Origin of the sequence: Pseudomonas sp. PS1(2021), assembly GCF_020405165.1 — a bacterium.
Classification (GTDB): Bacteria; Pseudomonadota; Gammaproteobacteria; order Pseudomonadales; family Pseudomonadaceae; genus Pseudomonas; species Pseudomonas aeruginosa.
This window is the reverse complement of the sequence record NZ_CP084484.1, coordinates 5378273-5393785: the sequence shown is the minus strand read 5'-3', so window position 1 is coordinate 5393785 and position 15513 is coordinate 5378273. Positions and strand designations below refer to the sequence as shown.

The 15513-nt window shown below is 62.6% G+C and carries 15 protein-coding genes and 1 pseudogene; 1 reads left to right on the top strand and 15 read right to left on the bottom strand.

Translation table 11 applies throughout. The features are described 5' to 3' along the window. Positions 1-38 precede the first annotated feature (38 nt). The 10 genes from LE197_RS25725 to LE197_RS25680 form a co-directional block, all read right to left on the bottom strand. Entirely contained in the window at positions 39-1568 is a 1530-nt protein-coding gene (locus LE197_RS25725) for a DHA2 family efflux MFS transporter permease subunit (protein ID WP_003096173.1), read from the bottom strand. Between the two features lie 10 nt (positions 1569-1578). Then, complete coding sequence (locus LE197_RS25720) at positions 1579-2763, bottom strand: efflux RND transporter periplasmic adaptor subunit (protein ID WP_023108861.1); 1185 nt, start codon at positions 2761-2763, stop codon at positions 1579-1581. A gap of 14 nt (positions 2764-2777) precedes the next feature. Continuing rightward, the gene (locus LE197_RS25715) at positions 2778-4256 is read right to left on the bottom strand and encodes an efflux transporter outer membrane subunit (protein WP_003112617.1); all 1479 of its coding nucleotides are present in this window, start codon (positions 4254-4256) and stop codon (positions 2778-2780) included. Between the two features lie 3 nt (positions 4257-4259). Further along, entirely contained in the window at positions 4260-4730 is a 471-nt protein-coding gene (locus tag LE197_RS25710; protein ID WP_003110596.1) for a MarR family winged helix-turn-helix transcriptional regulator, read from the bottom strand. Positions 4731-5133: 403 nt separating this feature from the next. Then, a complete protein-coding gene (locus tag LE197_RS25705) occupies positions 5134-6354 on the bottom strand; it encodes a methyltransferase (RefSeq protein WP_023108860.1) in 1221 nt (406 codons plus the stop codon). Positions 6355-6422: 68 nt separating this feature from the next. Beyond that, a complete protein-coding gene (locus tag LE197_RS25700; protein ID WP_003096163.1) occupies positions 6423-7115 on the bottom strand; it encodes an ABC transporter permease in 693 nt (230 codons plus the stop codon). Continuing rightward, the gene (locus tag LE197_RS25695) at positions 7112-7807 is read right to left on the bottom strand and encodes an ABC transporter permease (RefSeq protein WP_023108859.1); all 696 of its coding nucleotides are present in this window, start codon (positions 7805-7807) and stop codon (positions 7112-7114) included. The genes LE197_RS25700 and LE197_RS25695 overlap by 4 nt, the downstream gene beginning before the upstream one ends. Positions 7808-7868: 61 nt before the next feature. After that, positions 7869-8621, bottom strand: coding sequence for an ABC transporter substrate-binding protein (locus LE197_RS25690; RefSeq protein WP_003096156.1), 753 nt, complete (start codon positions 8619-8621; stop codon positions 7869-7871). A 14-nt stretch (positions 8622-8635) separates the two neighbouring features. Then, on the bottom strand, positions 8636-9409 hold the full coding sequence (locus LE197_RS25685; RefSeq protein ID WP_003096153.1) for an ABC transporter ATP-binding protein: 774 nt from the start codon (positions 9407-9409) through the stop codon (positions 8636-8638). A 248-nt stretch (positions 9410-9657) separates the two neighbouring features. After that, on the bottom strand, positions 9658-10347 hold the full coding sequence (locus LE197_RS25680; RefSeq protein WP_003105540.1) for a DUF502 domain-containing protein: 690 nt from the start codon (positions 10345-10347) through the stop codon (positions 9658-9660). Positions 10348-10505: 158 nt separating this feature from the next. Here LE197_RS25680 and LE197_RS25675 point away from each other — a divergent pair, with 158 nt between their 5' ends. Next, a complete protein-coding gene (locus LE197_RS25675) occupies positions 10506-11243 on the top strand; it encodes an SDR family NAD(P)-dependent oxidoreductase (RefSeq protein ID WP_010793676.1) in 738 nt (245 codons plus the stop codon). A 319-nt stretch (positions 11244-11562) separates the two neighbouring features. On the opposite strand, the gene LE197_RS25670 is transcribed toward LE197_RS25675, so the two are convergent. The 5 genes and pseudogenes from LE197_RS25670 to LE197_RS25650 form a co-directional block, all read right to left on the bottom strand. After that, positions 11563-12489: an ImmA/IrrE family metallo-endopeptidase gene (locus tag LE197_RS25670; RefSeq protein WP_226034112.1), complete on the bottom strand. Its 927-nt coding sequence runs from the start codon at positions 12487-12489 to the stop codon at positions 11563-11565. 135 nt (positions 12490-12624) lie between these two features. After that, a pseudogene (locus tag LE197_RS36950) lies at positions 12625-12678 on the bottom strand (hypothetical protein); the annotation flags it as partial. A gap of 83 nt (positions 12679-12761) precedes the next feature. After that, the gene (locus LE197_RS25660) at positions 12762-13409 is read right to left on the bottom strand and encodes a hypothetical protein (protein WP_079753920.1); all 648 of its coding nucleotides are present in this window, start codon (positions 13407-13409) and stop codon (positions 12762-12764) included. Positions 13410-13552: 143 nt separating this feature from the next. Further along, entirely contained in the window at positions 13553-14380 is an 828-nt protein-coding gene (locus LE197_RS25655; RefSeq protein WP_016852236.1) for a hypothetical protein, read from the bottom strand. 578 nt (positions 14381-14958) lie between these two features. Next, positions 14959-15180: a hypothetical protein gene (locus LE197_RS25650; RefSeq protein ID WP_123809162.1), complete on the bottom strand. Its 222-nt coding sequence runs from the start codon at positions 15178-15180 to the stop codon at positions 14959-14961. Positions 15181-15513 lie beyond the last annotated feature (333 nt).

Below are 15513 nucleotides of genomic sequence, written 5' to 3'. Positions count from 1 at the left end.
GTAAACCACTGATTTTCCTGCCCGAATGCCGTTCGTCCTCAGTGCCCGGAGGCGGCCGCGCCGGGCTTGGCGCCGAACGGCGGGCGGGCCAGCCAGATGATCACCAGCAGGGCGAGGAACAGCCAGCCGAGCATGGTGAAGTAGTCGATGGTGGACATCATGTAGGCCTGGCTCTGCACCATCCGGTCGAGCAGCGCCGCGTTCGCCTGGGTGTTGCCGCCGAGCTGGGCGAGGGTTTCGTGGGTGGCCGGGTCGTAGAGGCTGATGTTTTCGCTGAGGTAGGCGTGGTGTTGCGTGGCGCGGCGGTTCCAGATCCAGGTGGTCAGCGAGGCGGCGAAGCTGCCGCCGAGGGTGCGCAGGAAGGTGGCCAGGCCGGAGCCGTCGGCGATCTGGTCGGGGGGCAGGTCGGAGAGCAGGATGCTCAGGATCGGCATGAAGAAGAACGCCACGCCGAGCCCCATGATCAACTGCACGATGGCGATGTGCTGGTAGTCGACCTCGGTGGTGAAGTTGGCGCGCATGAAGCAGGTGATGGCCATCGCCAGGAACGACAGGCCGGCGAGCATGCGCAGGTCGAAATGGTTGGCGTAGCGGCCGACCAGCGGCGAGAGGAACACCGGGAGGATGCCGATTGGCGCGGCGGCCAGCCCGGCCCAGGTGGCGGTGTAGCCCATCTGGGTCTGTAGCCATTGCGGGAGCAGCAGGTTGATGCCGAAGAACGCGGCATAGCCCAGCACCAGCGCCAGGGTGCCGGCGGCGAAGTTGCGGTGGGCGAACAGGCGCAGGTTGACGATCGGATGGCGGTCGGTGAATTCCCAGATGATGAAGAAGGCCAGGGCGATCGCCGCGATCAGCGCGCCGCCGACGATGAAGTTCGACTCGAACCAGTCCAGGTCGTTGCCCTTGTCGAGGACGATCTGCAGGGCGCCGACGCCGATCACCAGGGCGATCAGGCCGACGTAGTCCATCGGCGCCTTCTTGATCACCACCGGGCGTGCCTTCAGTTGCTGGTAGACGACGAAAGCGGCGAACAGGCCGACCGGCACGTTGATGAAGAAAATCCACGGCCAGCTGTAGTCGTCGGTGATCCAGCCGCCGAGGATCGGCCCGGCGATCGGCGCCACCACCGTGACCATCGCCAGCAGGGCCAGGGCCATGCCGCGCTTCGCCGGTGGGTAGATGGAGATCAGCAGGGTCTGGGTGATCGGATACAGCGGCCCGGCGACGAAGCCCTGCAAGGCGCGGAAGCCGACCAGAGAAGGCATCGACTGGGCGATGCCGCAGAGGAACGAGGCGAGTACGAACAGCAGCGCGGCGGCGATGAACAGGCGCACCTCGCCGACCCGCCGGGCCAGCCAGCCGGTCAGCGGCAGGGCGATGGCGTTGCTCACGGCGAACGAGGTGATCACCCAGGTGCCCTGTTCCGAACTTACCCCGAGGTTGCCGGAGATGGTCGGCAGGGCGACGTTGGCGATGGTGGTGTCGAGCACCTGCATGAAAGTCGCCAGGGACAGGCCGATGGTCGCCATCACCAGGCTGGGCGGGGAGAAGCTGCTGCTTTCGCTCATGCTGGCGGGCTCAACGCTGGGCGGTCTTGCCGTGGTCTTCGGCGAGGTTGGCTTCGATCAGGCGTTCGATCAGCTTGTCGGCCGAGGCCAGTTGCTGCTGGTAGACATCGGTGGAGAACAGCGCTTCGCGCGGTGGCTGCTGGGCCAGGGCCGGGCCGCTCTGGTCATGCAGATCGACCTTGACGTCCATCGACAGGCCGATGCGCAGCGGATGCATCTGCAATTCTTGCGGATCGATATGGATGCGCACCGGCACCCGCTGGACGATCTTGATCCAGTTGCCGGTGGCGTTCTGCGCCGGCAGCAGGGAGAACGCGCTGCCGGTGCCCACGCCGAGGCTGTCGACGGTGCCGCTGTAGCGCACGTCGCTGCCGTAGAGGTCGGAGCGGATCTCCACCGGCTGGCCGATACGCATGTGCTTGAGCTGGGTTTCCTTGAAGTTGGCGTCGATCCAGATCTGGTCCAGCGGGACCACGGCCATCAGCGCATTGCCCGGTTGCACGCGCTGGCCGACCTGTACGCTGCGCTTGGCGACGTAGCCGGTGACCGGCGCGACGATGGTCGAACGGGCGTCGTCCAGGTAGGCCTGGCGCAGTTGCGCGGCGGCGGCCTTGACGTCCGGATGGGAGGTGATCTGGGTGTCGTCGACCAGCGCGCGATTGGTGTTCAACTGCTGTTCCGAGCTGGTCAGCGAGGCTTTCGCGCTGTCCAGCGCGTCGCGGGCGTGGGCCAGTTCCTCCTGGGAAATGGCGCCGTCGTCGGCGAGGTTCTTGCGCCGCTTGTAGTCGGCCTCGGCCTTGGCCAGCGCGACCTTGCGGGTGGCGACCTCGGCGCGATAGCCGTCGACGTTGCTGAACAGCCCGCGTACCTGGCGCACGGTGTGGGCCAGGTTGGCCTCGGCGCGCTGGAGGGCGATGTCGGCGTCGCTGGGATCGAACCTGACCAGTTCCTGGCCCTTGCGCACCAGGTCGCCGTCGTCGGCGCCGATGCTGACCACGGTGCCGACGATCTGCGGGGTGATCTGTACCACGTTGCCGTTGATGTAGGCGTCGTCGGTGTCCTCGTGCCAGCGGCCGTAGAAGAACTCCCAGGCCACGCTGGCCAGGGTGGCGAGGACGATCACGGCGAGCAGGATCAGCAACCAGCGCTTGCGCTTCGGGTTGCCGGCGGGGGTTTCGCTGTTGGCGGTAGTCATGGTGGGTGCCTCGTTCATTCTGCCGGCGCTTTCGCGGTAGCGAGCGCAGCGGAGCGGGAATCGGGTTGGAAACCGCCGCCCAGGGCCTGGACCAGCTGGACGGAAAGATCGATCTGCTGGCTCTCCAGGCTGGCCAGCTGGCGTTCGGCGACCAGCAGTTGCTGTTGCACGCTGAGGGCGTCGAGGTAGCTGCCGACGCCTTCGCCGTAGCGACGCATGGCCAGGTCGAAGTTGGACCTGGCGATATCGCGGGCCTGGCGCTGGTCGATCACCTGCTGCTCCAGGGAGCGCAACTTGCCGAGGTCGTCGCTGACCTCGCCGAGGGCCTGGACCAGCGTCTTGTTGTACTGGCCGACGGCCAGGTCGTAGTCGGCGTCGCGTTCGGCCAGGTTGGCGCGGCGGCGGCCACCGTCGAAGATCGGCAGGGAGATCGCCGGCGCCACCTGGAAGAAGCGGCTCGGCGCCTGCAACACGTCGCTGGTGTGCAGGGCGGCGAGGCCGGCCATCGCGCCGAGATTGAGGTTGGGATAGAACTCGGTCTTCGCCGAGTCGATGTTGCGGCGCGCCGCCTCGACCCGCCAGCGCGCGGCAACGATGTCGGCGCGGCGGCCGAGCAGTTCCGCCGGGAGCACCGAGGGCAGGCTCAGGCTGGCCGGGTTCAGCGGTTGCGGGCGCTGCAGTTCGAGACCGCGATCGGGCCCCTTGCCCAGCAGCACGGCGAGGGCGATGCGGGCGCTGGCGATGTCCTGCTCGGCGGCGCTGAGCTGCTGGCGGGCGGTGGCCAGCTGGGTCTGCGTCTGTTGCAGCTGGACCTTGCTGTCGAGCCCGGCGCTCATGCGCTTCTGGCTCAGCTCGGTCATGCGCTGCGAGCGCTTCAGTTCTTCCTCGGCGAGATCGCGCACGGTAAAGGCGTGGGCGAGGTCGCTGTAGGCGCGGGCGATGCTCGCCGAGAGGCCGATGCGCGCGGCCTGGCTGTCGATCCGGGCGGCATTGGCCTGGCCGAGGGCGGCTTCCCAGGCGGCGCGCTCGCCGCCCCAGAGGTCGAAGTCGTAGTTGAAGCCGAGCGACAGGTACTTGATCGCCGAATAGCGGCCGCCGAGCGGTGCCGGGGCCACGCTGGTCGGCGCGCGGATGCCGGAGTAGCTGGCCTTGGCGTCCAGCGTCGGCTGGCGCGCGGCATCTTGCGCCTGGGCCGTTGCCGCCGCCTGGCGCGCACGCGCCTCGGCGATCTGCAGGTCGGGGGTGCCTTGCAGGGCTTCGCCGATCAGTTGGTCGAGCTGCCGGTCGCCGAGCCCGGTCCACCAGTCCTGGCGCGGCCAGGCCGCTGGCGAAAGGGCTACGCCGTCCAGGCTCCTGCCCGCCTGGAGGGCGCCTGCCGGTTGCAGTCGGGCGTTCGGTTCCAGGCCTTCGGAAGTGACGCAGCCGGCGGCCAGCAGTATCGCCGAGGCCAGCGCCAATCGCTGCGGCCAGGGATGGAGAAGAGGGAACGGCATGGATCAGGACTCCTGCAGGCTGGCCCTAGGGCAGCCGGCGTGTAGCAGAACCTTGGTCAGCAGATGGGTCAGCGTCTGCAATTCTTCCGTGCTCAGGCAGGCGACCAGCTCGTTCATCGCCGCCGAGGCGATCAGCGGAAGCTGCTCCTGGACCTTCCGTCCCGCTTCGCTGAGATCCAGGCGCAGGCAACGGCGGTCTTCGGGACAGCGGCCGCGCAGCAGCAGCCCTTTTTTCTCCAGGCGCGCCAGCATGCGCGTCATCGAGCCGCTGTCCACCGACAGCTCGCGACACAGTTCGACCGGACTGTTGGCGCGGTTGAGACCGACGAAGATCAGCACCTTGAACTGGGCGGCGGTGATGTCCAGCGCGGCGAGGTGCTTCTCGAGGATGCGGTCCTTGGTCGCGGCACTGACGCCGATGAGCTGGCCAATGGAGCCCTTGAAGGGAAAGTCGGAGGCGCTGTAGTGACCCATGGTGGAGGGGATCGCTGTCTAGGCAGGGAAAGTGTTTCAAAATAATACTGCCTAGGCAGCGATTAACAAGAGCTCAACCGTTGCAATAAAAGAACAATCCGTTCCTTCGAACGTCATGCGATGCCGTTCTGCAACTATTGCCGGTGCTGAAGTCCACTTTCGGATTAACCGGAAAGCCAGGCTTATGCACAAGTGGGCAAGGGATAGGAAGGAAACGCTCTAAGAATCGCTGCGGTTATCTCGGTTGTTATCAAGATATTGTTTTATATGGATTTTATTTTTTCTGTTCATTTTTTGAACAGCATTGACCGCCCCTGGATACGGGCCCCTCGGCAGATGTTTCCCAGAACTTGTCACCAGACTTATCCACAGGTTGTGTGGGCAACCATCCGGAACACCCGTATCAGCTGCGCTCCGCAAGGATCAGCAGGTTTCGCGGAGACAGGAAGGTCGGACAGAACTCGCCCAGGCGGACGCTATAGCCCTGTTCGACCAGATACAGGCAGCGGTCCAGCAGCAGCCAGAGTTCCAGCGGGCGGCGGAACAGGGCGCGCACCAGTTCCAGGTTGCGAACCATCGCCAGGCGCTTCCAGCCGGCCGCTTCCAGCGCCTGCCAGTCGCGCGCGGCCGGTTCGGGAAGTCCCTTGAGGGCGGCGAGTTCGCGACAGTAGTCGGCGTATGGACGTTCCAGCCAGGCCACCGGAAGGGAAGGCACGCTGAGGTACTGGTCGATTCCGCGTAGCTCGCGCTGCAGCAGGTCGAAACCCAGGCGCCGGGCCATCGACTGGTCGCGCTGGCGACGGACCCGTTGGCTGGCGGTGACTGTCTCGCTCAGGGGCAGGCGCAGGTCGTCAAGCGATAGCGCGAGCAGCGATCGGCCTGCTGTTTGCGAGAGTGGCTGGTAGAAAGGCCCCGGAATGCGGTTGTAGCAGCATGGCGCCACCGCCAGTTGGCGACAGCCGGCCTGGCTGGCCAGGCGCAGCAGGCGCAGGTGTAGTTCGCCGCAAGCGTGCAGGGCCACTGGCGTATGCCCGGGAAGCAGGCGCTCGGCGCAGTCCGCGGCCAGCACATCCTGGCGGAGGTGGTGGGCGGAGAGCCCCAGGCGGTCGCTCAGGCGCTGTCCGTCGGCGACCAGCGCGGGATCGTGTTCGAGGCAGGTCAGCGGTTGCCCCGCATGGGCCAGCAGGCGGCCCAGATGGCCCTTGCCGGAGCACCAGTCGAGCCAGTGGACGACCGGCCGGGCGAACTGCAGGCGCCCGGCGAACAGGCCGATCTGCTGCCACTTGCGTCCCGGTACGTCGACGTTGAAGCGGTTCGGTGCCTGCGGGCGTTCCGCCAATGGCAGTTCGCCGACCGCGCCCAGCGCCGCGGCTTGGGCGGCGAGCTGCGGATAAGGCGCGGGCGCGGCCAGGCGGGTGGGCTGGTTGTGCTCCGCGTCGGCCTGTTCGAGGCTGCGCCCGCGCAGCCAGGACGCCAGCTCGGCGTGTTCGGCTTCCCACGCCAGGGTCGGTTCGCTGAACGGGCGGGGTCGCCAGAGCCGCTGGTGTTCGAGGAGGAACGCGTCCAGCGCGAGGAAGCGCTGCGACAGGGCGTCGCCAGTGAGGAACGGGAAGGTTTCGGACACGATGCAAGCGGCAGCGGGAAAACGGGGCGGCGATTATAGCCGCCCCGCAGGCATCGGAAAGCGCCCGCTCAGCGGCCCTGGGTGGCGTCGACCCGCAACCAGCGTTCGATCAGGCGGAAGATCCGCGTCAGCACGATGGTGATCACCAGGTACAGCGCGCCGGCCAGGCAGAAGAACAGCATCGATTCGTAGGTGCGGGCGATGATGGTCCGGGCCATGCCCATGATGTCGAACAGGGTCACGGTGTAGACCACCGCGCTGGCCTTGAGCATCAGGATCACTTCGTTGCTGTAGGCCGGCAGGCCGATGCGCACCGCGCGCGGCAGGATGATGTGCCAGAGCGCCTGGCGCCGCGACATGCCGAGGGCGCGGGCGGCCTCCACCTCGCCGACCGGCACCGAGTGGATCGCGCCGCGGAGGATCTCGGCGATATAGGCGGCGGTGTGCAGGGTCATGGTCAGCAGCGCGCACCAGTACGGATCGCGCAGGTAGGGCCAGAAGGCGCTCTTGCGCACTTCCTCGAACTGCGCCAGGCCGTAGTAGACGATGAACAGTTGCAGCAGCAGCGGCGTGCCGCGGAAGAAGAAGATGTAGGCGTACGGCACCGCGCGCACGTACCAGTGCCGCGAGGCGCGGGCGATGCCCAGCGGCAGGGCCAGGGCGAGCCCGGCGACCACCGCGATCGCCAGCAGCTCCAGGGTCAGCGCCGCGCCCTGGAGCATCTTCGGCATCCACTTGAGGATCAGCTCCCACTCGCTCATAGCTCGTTCCTCACGAAACCACGGCCGGCGCGACGTTCGAGGAAGTGCAGGGCGACCATGATGACGACCGTGAGGCTCAGGTAGATGGCGGCCGCGGTCATGTAGAAGGTGAAGGGTTCCTTGGTCGCGTTGGAGGCGACCTGCGCCTTGCGCATGATCTCGTCGAGGGTGATCAGCGACACCAGCGCGGTGTCCTTCAGCAGGATCAGGTACAGGTTGCCGAGGCCGGGCAGGGCGACCCGCCAGATCTGCGGCAGGACGATGCGCCAGAATATCCGTCCGGGCGACAGGCCGAGCGCCTGGCCGGCCTCGCGATGGCCGCGCGGAATGGACAACAGCGCGCCGCGGAACACCTCGGTGGCGTAGGCGCCGAAGCACAGGCCGAGGGCCAGGGTGCCGGCGGCGAACGGCGAGAGCGCCAGGTCCGGCTTGCCGAAAAGGTCGCCGAGGGCGTTCAGGCCGTTCACCGTGCCGAAATAGATCATCAGTACCCAGAGCGTTTCCGGCACGCCACGGACGATGGTGGTGTAGGTGCCGCCGAGGAAACGCAGGGCCGCGTACTTCGAAGTCTTCGCGATGGCGCCGAGGAGGCCGAGCAACAGCCCCACGCAGACCGCCGCCAGCGACAGCTTGAGGGTCATCCAGGTACCGGCGAGCAGTTGCTCGCCGAACCCATGCAGGTCGAGAATCATGAGAAGTCAGGCCTGAAGGCGGCCACCGCCGGGACGCGCCCGGCGGTGGCCTGGCTTGGCATCAATAGATGCTGAAGGGGAAGTACTTGTCGTTGATCTTCTTGTAGGTACCGTCGGCGACGATTTCCTTCAGCGCGGCGTTGAGCTTCTCGCGCAGCGGGTCGCCCTTGCGCACGGCGATACCGATCTTGTCGTTGTCGAACACCGGTTCGCCCTTGAACTCGAACTCCTTGCCGGCGTCGCTCTTCAGCCAGTCGTACTGCACGAACTTGTCGGCCAGCACGCCGTCCAGGCGCCCCGAGGAGAGGTCGAGGTAGGCGTTCTCCTGGGTGTCGTAGAGCTTGATGGTGACCACGTCGGCCATGTTGTCTTCCAGCCAGGTGCCGGCGATGGTGGCGCGCTGGGCGCCGATCACCTTGCCCTTCAGGGAGTCCTTGTCGGTCTTGAAGTCGACGCTCTTCGGCGCGACGAACTGCAGCTTGTTGGTGTAGTAGGGATCGGTGAAGTCGACTGCCTGCTTGCGCTCGTCGGTGATCGACATGGACGCGACGATGAAGTCGAACTTCTTGGCGTTCAACGCCGGGATGATGCCGTCCCAGTCGGAGGTCACCACCTCGCACTCGGTCTTCATCTTGGCGCACAGCGCCTTGCCGATGTCGAGGTCGAAGCCGACCGCCTGGCCGCTGGCATCGATGCCGTTGAAGGGCGGGTAGGCGCCTTCGGTGCCGATGCGCAGCTTGTCGGCGGCGCTGGCGTCGAGGGCGAAGGCCAGGGTTGCAGCGGCGGCCAGCAGGATCTTCTTATAGTTCTTCATGCGGTGTTGCTCCGTTAGCGGTGGCTGGACATGAACTGTTTGCAGCGCGCCGACTGGGGGTTTTCGAAAACCTGTTGCGGCGTTCCCTGCTCTTCTACCAGGCCCTGGTGGAGGAATACCACCTCGCTGGAAACCTGGCGGGCGAAGCTCATTTCGTGGGTGACCAGCAGCATGGTCCGGCCCTCTTCGGCGAGCGCACGGATCACGTTAAGCACTTCCTGTACCATTTCCGGGTCGAGCGCCGAGGTGGGCTCGTCGAACAGGATCACCTTGGGTTGCATGGCCAGGGTCCGGGCGATGGCCGCGCGTTGCTGCTGGCCGCCGGAAAGTTGCGCGGGATAGCTGTGGCGCTTGTCGGCGATGCCGACCTTGGCCAGCAGGCCCTCGGCGATCTCGATCGCTTCGGCCTTGCTCTTGCCCAGTACGCGACGTGGCGCCTCGATCACGTTGTCGAGGATGCTCATGTGCGGCCACAGGTTGAAATTCTGGAAGACGAAACCGAGTTCGCTGCGCAGCCGGTTGATCTGCTGGCTGTCGGCGGCGACCAGGTCGCCGTTCTTGCTCTTCTTCAGGCGCAGCTCTTCGCCGGAGACCAGGATCTGGCCCTGGTGCGGGTTCTCCAGCAGGTTGATGCAGCGCAGGAAGGTGGATTTGCCCGAGCCGGACGATCCGAGGATGGAGATCACGTCGCCGTCGCGGGCGGTGAGGGAGATGCCCTTGAGCACTTCGAGGTCGCCGTAGCGCTTGTGCAGGTTACGGATTTCCAGTGCGGGGGTGGCCTCGGCCATGGATTTTCCTCTTGTTATTCGGATTGGAAGGGCCTTCCTGGCGAAGGCAAGCTAGCACAGCGCTTCAACCGGAGCCAAGCAGGCGGCGTGCCTCTGGAGCGGGGTTGGCGGCATCTTGTCGCATCGCTGCAGTGCGCTGTCGCGTAGGAACAAAACTGTCGGCTTTCGAAGAAAACTCCTGGCGAACCCTGACCTGAAGCAGAGCCTGGAGGTCGGTGCGCGCCCCGTTCCCGGGCATGCGGGACCGCCTATGGAGCCGCCGGCGGCTGCTCCGCGCGCGGCTCCGCCAGCACCTTGGCGGCGGCCAGCGGCGGCGGTGGGGTGATGCCCATCGACACATAGATGCTGGTGAAGGTGTCCATGCCGATCTGTGCCGGTTTCACCCATTCCACCGGAACGTAGAGCAGGCCGCCGCCCACCGGGATCGGCGCGGTCGGCACCAGGATCGCGTAGTGCGCGCGGCCGTCCAGTTCCACCGCTTCGGGGTTGGGCATCAGCGCCAGCACGGCGGCGCCGTCGCCGCCGAAGAAACACCACACCGGACTCATCGCGGCGATGTCGGCGTCCTGCTTCTTGTCCAGCAGGCCGACGAAACGGTCGGCCAGGTTGTACAGGTTGCCGATCAGCGGGGTGCGCCGCAGGGTCAGGTCGAACAGGTTGGCCAGCGGCCGCTTCAGGCCTAGCTGTACGCCGAGGCCAAGCAGGTAGATGGCTACCAGCAGTAGCGCGGTACCGAGCAGGTAGGCCAGTGGCGAATCGCCGGCGAGCGGCTGGCCGATGGCGGCGAAGCCGCGACCGATCAGGCTGGATGGACCGACGAAGCGGTTCAGCAAGCTGACCACCCAGGCCAGCAAGGCCAAGGTGAGTACCAGCGGCAGCATCACCAGCAGGCCGGCGAGCCAGGTGGTGAGCAGGGAGTTGAAGCTTTTCTTCAGCATCGATCGGGGGTCCGGACAAGGTCCGCCTAGTCTATCGGCACTGCCTGGCTCACGCTCGGCCGTTCGCCGGGATGGGCGAAAGATCCGCCGCGGCGATTCGTCATTCCTTGTAGGCTGTGCGAGTCGCGTTCATTCCAGCAGGCCTTCACGGAGGGCGTATGGCGGAGAGAAAGACCCTGTTGCTGACCGGGGCGAGCCGCGGTATCGGGCATGCCACGGTGAAGTACTTCAATGCCGCGGGTTGGCGGGTGTTCACCGCGTCGCGGCAGAGCTGGGCCAGCGAATGTCCCTGGGCGGACGGCGAGGAAAACCACATCCATCTGGACCTGGAGGACATTCCCGGCGTCGAGGCCAGCCTGGAACTGATCCGCGAGAAGCTCGGCGACGGTCGGCTCCACGCACTGGTGGACAATGCCGGCATCTCGCCCAAGGGCGAAGACGGCGCGCGCCTCGGTGTGCTGGAAACCGACTACGCCACCTGGCTGCGGGTGTTCAACGTCAACCTGTTCTCCACCGCGCTGCTGGCGCGCGGCCTGTTCGCCGAGCTGAAGGCGGCGCAGGGAACGGTGATAAACGTGACCTCCATCGCCGGCTCGAAGGTGCATCCGTTCGCCGGGGTGGCCTACGCCACTTCCAAGGCGGCGTTGTCCGCGCTGACCCGCGAGATGGCCCACGACTTCGGCCCGCATGGGGTGCGGGTGAACGCCATCGCGCCGGGGGAGATCGACACCTCGATCCTGTCGCCGGGCACCGAGGAGATCGTCGAGCGCAGCATCCCGCTGCACCGCCTCGGCCGGCCGGAGGAGATCGCTTCGCTGATCTACTTCCTCTGCACCAGCGGCGCATCCTACGTGAATGGCGCGGAAATCCACGTCAACGGCGGGCAGCACGTCTAGGCGAACGGCGGAAAGCAAAAAGGCCCACCCGGAGGTGAGCCTTTTCGTCGTATTCATGGTGCCCAGGGACGGAATCGAACCGCCGACACGGGGATTTTCAATTCGCCAGTGTCATTATTCCACCAGGTACCAGTAACACTCCAGTGAGTCACGGTACATCACATGAAATCACTATGAAATCAACGCATTAGGTCTCAATGCATCACAATCGGGAAAATCAGTGCTGCACCACTAGTGTACCTCCAGATGCCTCCTTTTAGGCGGTGGTACGCCTTTGGGAGCGGATGAGTCGGCCAGCAGGTACTGGACGACTCATTTTTCAGCGGCGATTGAACGGGATGATGCTCGCCCCGTCAGCAATAACGTTGCCAGGTGTCTTCCGGGCGAGTCCTGCTTTGAGCCTGGATAGGTTTACAACAGAAGCTCTCTGACTCAGATAGCCATCAGGCAAACCTGTAAGCCGCTCAATGTCGGTTGCTGCCAGCCCTATGTGGTTTGGTACTGATTCCACCGGCATAACGCCCGAGGACGCTAACAGTTCGATTGTTCTCTTCAGCAGACGAGGTTGTTCGGGAGCTCGTGCATCATCACCTGGTTCGGATTTGACTCCCCAGCGGGCAGAGCGCCGTTTGAAGAGCAGTGTCTTCGCCTCCTGATCAATAATCCCCAGTGCCTCCAGTCGCATAATGATTGCGGCTACAGAGACCCCCCAGCGCTGCTTCAGCAGGAGCAAACTGTCCAAGGTAACTGGAGTCTTCACTTCTGCTGCAAACGCTTCTGCAGGCAGCAAAAAGGCTCCAGCAAAGCGATGTGCCTGCGACTCCATCTGCTTGTATCGAACTGGATCTGTTGAACGGTCGATGCCCTTGTGCAGTACGAGGTGTCCCAATTCGTGCGCTAGATCGAATCGGCTGCGAAAGCCGTTGGCTTTGTCTGCGGACAACAGAACCATTGGACGCTGCAGTGCTGCACTCCACGCGGATAGACCTTCAATAGGTGCAATCCCTGTCTCCTCGCGGACTAGAATGACCCCCGCACCTTCAACTGCAAGTGCGAGATCTGGAATAGCCCGCCGGCCGAGGTTCCACAAATCTCGGCACTCACAGGCCGCCTCTTCGATGTCAGCATCACTGATTTGCTCTGGTGCTTTGAACGCCCGGATAGGCAGGTTCACTTCCGGGAAGTCCACAAACTCCTCAAGCGCAATTGAAATATCTTGAGCCCACTCAAGGCGTGCTTCGAGCATTTCGCGTGCAGCCACATGGGCAGATGCGTTACTACGAAAAAGCGGTACAGACACCTTCGTGGGCAACGGGCGCGTAAACCACTCCGGGCTAACATTTATGACGGATGCGAGCCGTTCCAGCGTCTCTGCCTCTGGTGCCTGTTGCCCCGACCTCCACTTGCTAACGGTTGCGGGCGAAACGCCGACCATTGCCGCAAGCTGTACTTGAGGTAAACGACGGGCCGCGAGAGCTTGGCTCAGGCGGCCCGGGTGGAAACCATTGACTCCCCGACTCATGACTGATCTTTCCGATTTTTTGCTGCCACACCAGGCTTGAGTTTTGGTTTCGCCGTATCTGGCTGTAGTGGGTTTTCGATCTCGAAGTAGCGAGAGCAGAAGCGCTCCAAGGGTTCTTGGAATATCCAGGACTTCATCTCTTTGTCCGGTACAGCAACATAGATCACCTGTGGCGTATCTGGCTGAATGTCCATCGATCCGCTGAAAGCAGCCACGAAAAACAGAGACGCCTGTGAGACTGGCTGAGCATCAAAAAGTGCTGGCTGTATGAATTGTTCAATTGCCCGGTTGGCCTCAGCCAGATGTCGACGTGTGATGCTTCGGCGAGCGTTGTTCCAAACTCCAGCAGAAATGTTGAATCGGCTCAAGGCAATCACGCCAGAGCGACCTACAACAAGGCCATTGCCTCTGATCGGAGTCGGATTGGCATTTCCAGCAACGAGCGCATCATTGAAAGCTTCGTTCATATGGAAATGACGCATCTGACCTACGGCGTTCTTCACATGCCCCTTATTCATGCCCTTTGCAGATGCGTAGCCCCGCATAGCTCCAGTGTTCAGCGCGTCCTCAACGCCCAGCATGAGATCGCGGGGAACGTTTCGCATGATGAATTCAGCAATAGCCTTGCTACTACGTTGGGACATTTGGAGTGCTCACTAGGTTTCGTTATGCGGGATTCTACACTCAAAAAGTTTCGTGTAAAGCGTTCTTGAGTCGCGGTAGCTTTCTTGTGGTTCGGCTTGGTGCGTCTCGCAGCCATCTAGCGCCAGACCGCAGCGGATGCGTGTCAGAACCCAAACCCTTGGTACCATCCGATCCCTCGGGCGAGTAGCAGGCCAAACACGAATGTCACAATGCAGAGTGGCCAGTTCAGCATCGTAGTGATGGCAGATAGGCGCTTGGATACGCTGTTATAGTGCTTGCGATAGTAGGCTTTGGATGCCTTCAGTCCGGAAGCTTTCTCCCGGATAACGTCCAGTTCGCGCCAAGCCTGGCTAAGTGCAGAAAAGCCATAGTACGGCTCGATGTTCGGCCAATGGCTGTAGGGGGCGAGATCTGCCACGGTGAGATCGGGGGCGGAGCGGCCGCCTGCACCAGGTGTATCGGTCCAGATAAACCTGATTCCAGAATTGGTGTAGAGCTTGTTACGGCGCTCACGATTTTCTGGCCCTGCATCTCCAGCGATTACCATGATTGGGACGATCCGGGCAGACGGATCAAAGCTTTTTGCCCAGCTAGTTATCTTATGGAATAGGTAGGTGCCTATGTGCAGGCCACGGAGGGCAGATTCAATCATTACGCTTCCGTTGGTCAGCTTTACGCTATTGTTATAGCTCCTAAAGTTTCCGCCCATGGTACTGACCACCATACCTTCTCGGTGGCCATAAGGATGCCCATATAGGTAGGTAGCCTTGACATCTATGCTGGCCTCGACATGTGTTTGGTCGCCCACTTGCTGTACGTACTCGCGCGTTTGGGTCTCAACGAGAAGGAAATGCACGCGTTTACTGTGGGACAGAGACTCCGTTACGGAGATGATCTCGAAGTCGCTATTGTCCCTTTTATGGGTGGCGTTGATCTGTACGCAGACAGCTGGAGACGTTATCTCTGACATGCTGAAGCTATTCCTTATGAAACTGAACCGAATCCTGGCTTCGGATGAAACCCATCCGATCTAAAGCTACCCTTTCTGCCGATTTTCGGCGAGTTATTGGTGCGATCATGGTCAGACCGCTCGTAATTAGCGGGGCATTCATTTGGAGTTGACGAGAATGGCGAGCAAAAGTCGTCCAACTTGTGTCGATAAGCGAGCGAGAGCCGCCACCACGATTTCGCTGCCCTCTACCGGAGACGATGCATTCAGAGGTGGAGTCAATAGGTCTAGAGGAGCGGTTGGGGGCCTGTGCTGTGAAATTTCAAATAGACAGCGTGCAGTACCAGGATATCTTTTCATGTTTAGACGAGGCTCTGCTTGTTGCAGGGCTGCTGCGCTCGCCGGCGGTGGGGGCAAGTGACATTAGGATTCTGGCTTCTAAGAGTGTGGAGGGGAGCTACGGTTCGGCGACAGAGTGGGGCCGCTCCAGATTAGGTGATGCAGCTCTGCGCGATTTGTTGAGTTGGTGGGCGTTGTAAAGAATACAGTTGGCTGGCCCCATCTGGCCGATAGTTAGATGAGGCCAAGAGTGTTGCTGCCTAAGTTGCTGAAATCATATTTTGCAAAAAGCGTTTGAAGGCGCGCTCAGCGCTTTTATGGTTGGCGACTTCGGCATATGCCCCGACAACCTTTTCGCAAGCCGGGGCAAGAAGGTTTCGTAAGGCTTTGAGCTCAGATTCAGCTCGAGGGCTCTCCAATCGTGGGTTGGCGCTTACTAGTACATCGTCCAATACAAGATCGGGTATAGTTTTCTTAGCCATTTGGGACCCTCCTTCGGTCTCGGGTGGTAGGTGCTGGTCTGGGTTGCCGCCCTGACCAGCGCCGCTTCCTTACTCTACTTTCCCTCCTTGTTTCCGTCCAGTCTGTCTGTATGTTTGTTTTTCTTTTTAAAAAAGAGCAGACATACAAACAAAGAGATAAATTTTCTGTGTTTAAGCTGTTGTTATTTAAGGGATTTTTGTTTTTATGGTGAACGTTTATGGGGTGTAAGGTGAACGTTTATGGGGCAAAGGTGAATAGATATGGGGCGAAAGGTGAAAGCTTATGGGGTGGAGAGTGAAAATTTATGGGGAGCCATGGTGAAAGGATATGGG

Coding starts and splice junctions, on each gene's coding strand:
- LE197_RS25700 (WP_003096163.1), bottom strand. CDS start 7,115: ATGAGCGAGTGGGAGCTGATCCTCAAGTGGATGCCGAAGATGCTCCAG.
- LE197_RS25725 (WP_003096173.1), bottom strand. CDS start 1,568: ATGAGCGAAAGCAGCAGCTTCTCCCCGCCCAGCCTGGTGATGGCGACC.
- LE197_RS25715 (WP_003112617.1), bottom strand. CDS start 4,256: ATGCCGTTCCCTCTTCTCCATCCCTGGCCGCAGCGATTGGCGCTGGCC.
- LE197_RS25655 (WP_016852236.1), bottom strand. CDS start 14,380: ATGTCAGAGATAACGTCTCCAGCTGTCTGCGTACAGATCAACGCCACC.
- LE197_RS25650 (WP_123809162.1), bottom strand. CDS start 15,180: ATGGCTAAGAAAACTATACCCGATCTTGTATTGGACGATGTACTAGTA.
- LE197_RS25720 (WP_023108861.1), bottom strand. CDS start 2,763: ATGACTACCGCCAACAGCGAAACCCCCGCCGGCAACCCGAAGCGCAAG.
- LE197_RS25690 (WP_003096156.1), bottom strand. CDS start 8,621: ATGAAGAACTATAAGAAGATCCTGCTGGCCGCCGCTGCAACCCTGGCC.
- LE197_RS25660 (WP_079753920.1), bottom strand. CDS start 13,409: ATGTCCCAACGTAGTAGCAAGGCTATTGCTGAATTCATCATGCGAAAC.
- LE197_RS25675 (WP_010793676.1), top strand. CDS start 10,506: ATGGCGGAGAGAAAGACCCTGTTGCTGACCGGGGCGAGCCGCGGTATC.
- LE197_RS25710 (WP_003110596.1), bottom strand. CDS start 4,730: ATGGGTCACTACAGCGCCTCCGACTTTCCCTTCAAGGGCTCCATTGGC.
- LE197_RS25685 (WP_003096153.1), bottom strand. CDS start 9,409: ATGGCCGAGGCCACCCCCGCACTGGAAATCCGTAACCTGCACAAGCGC.
- LE197_RS25670 (WP_226034112.1), bottom strand. CDS start 12,489: ATGCTCGAAGCACGCCTTGAGTGGGCTCAAGATATTTCAATTGCGCTT.
- LE197_RS25695 (WP_023108859.1), bottom strand. CDS start 7,807: ATGATTCTCGACCTGCATGGGTTCGGCGAGCAACTGCTCGCCGGTACC.
- LE197_RS25680 (WP_003105540.1), bottom strand. CDS start 10,347: ATGCTGAAGAAAAGCTTCAACTCCCTGCTCACCACCTGGCTCGCCGGC.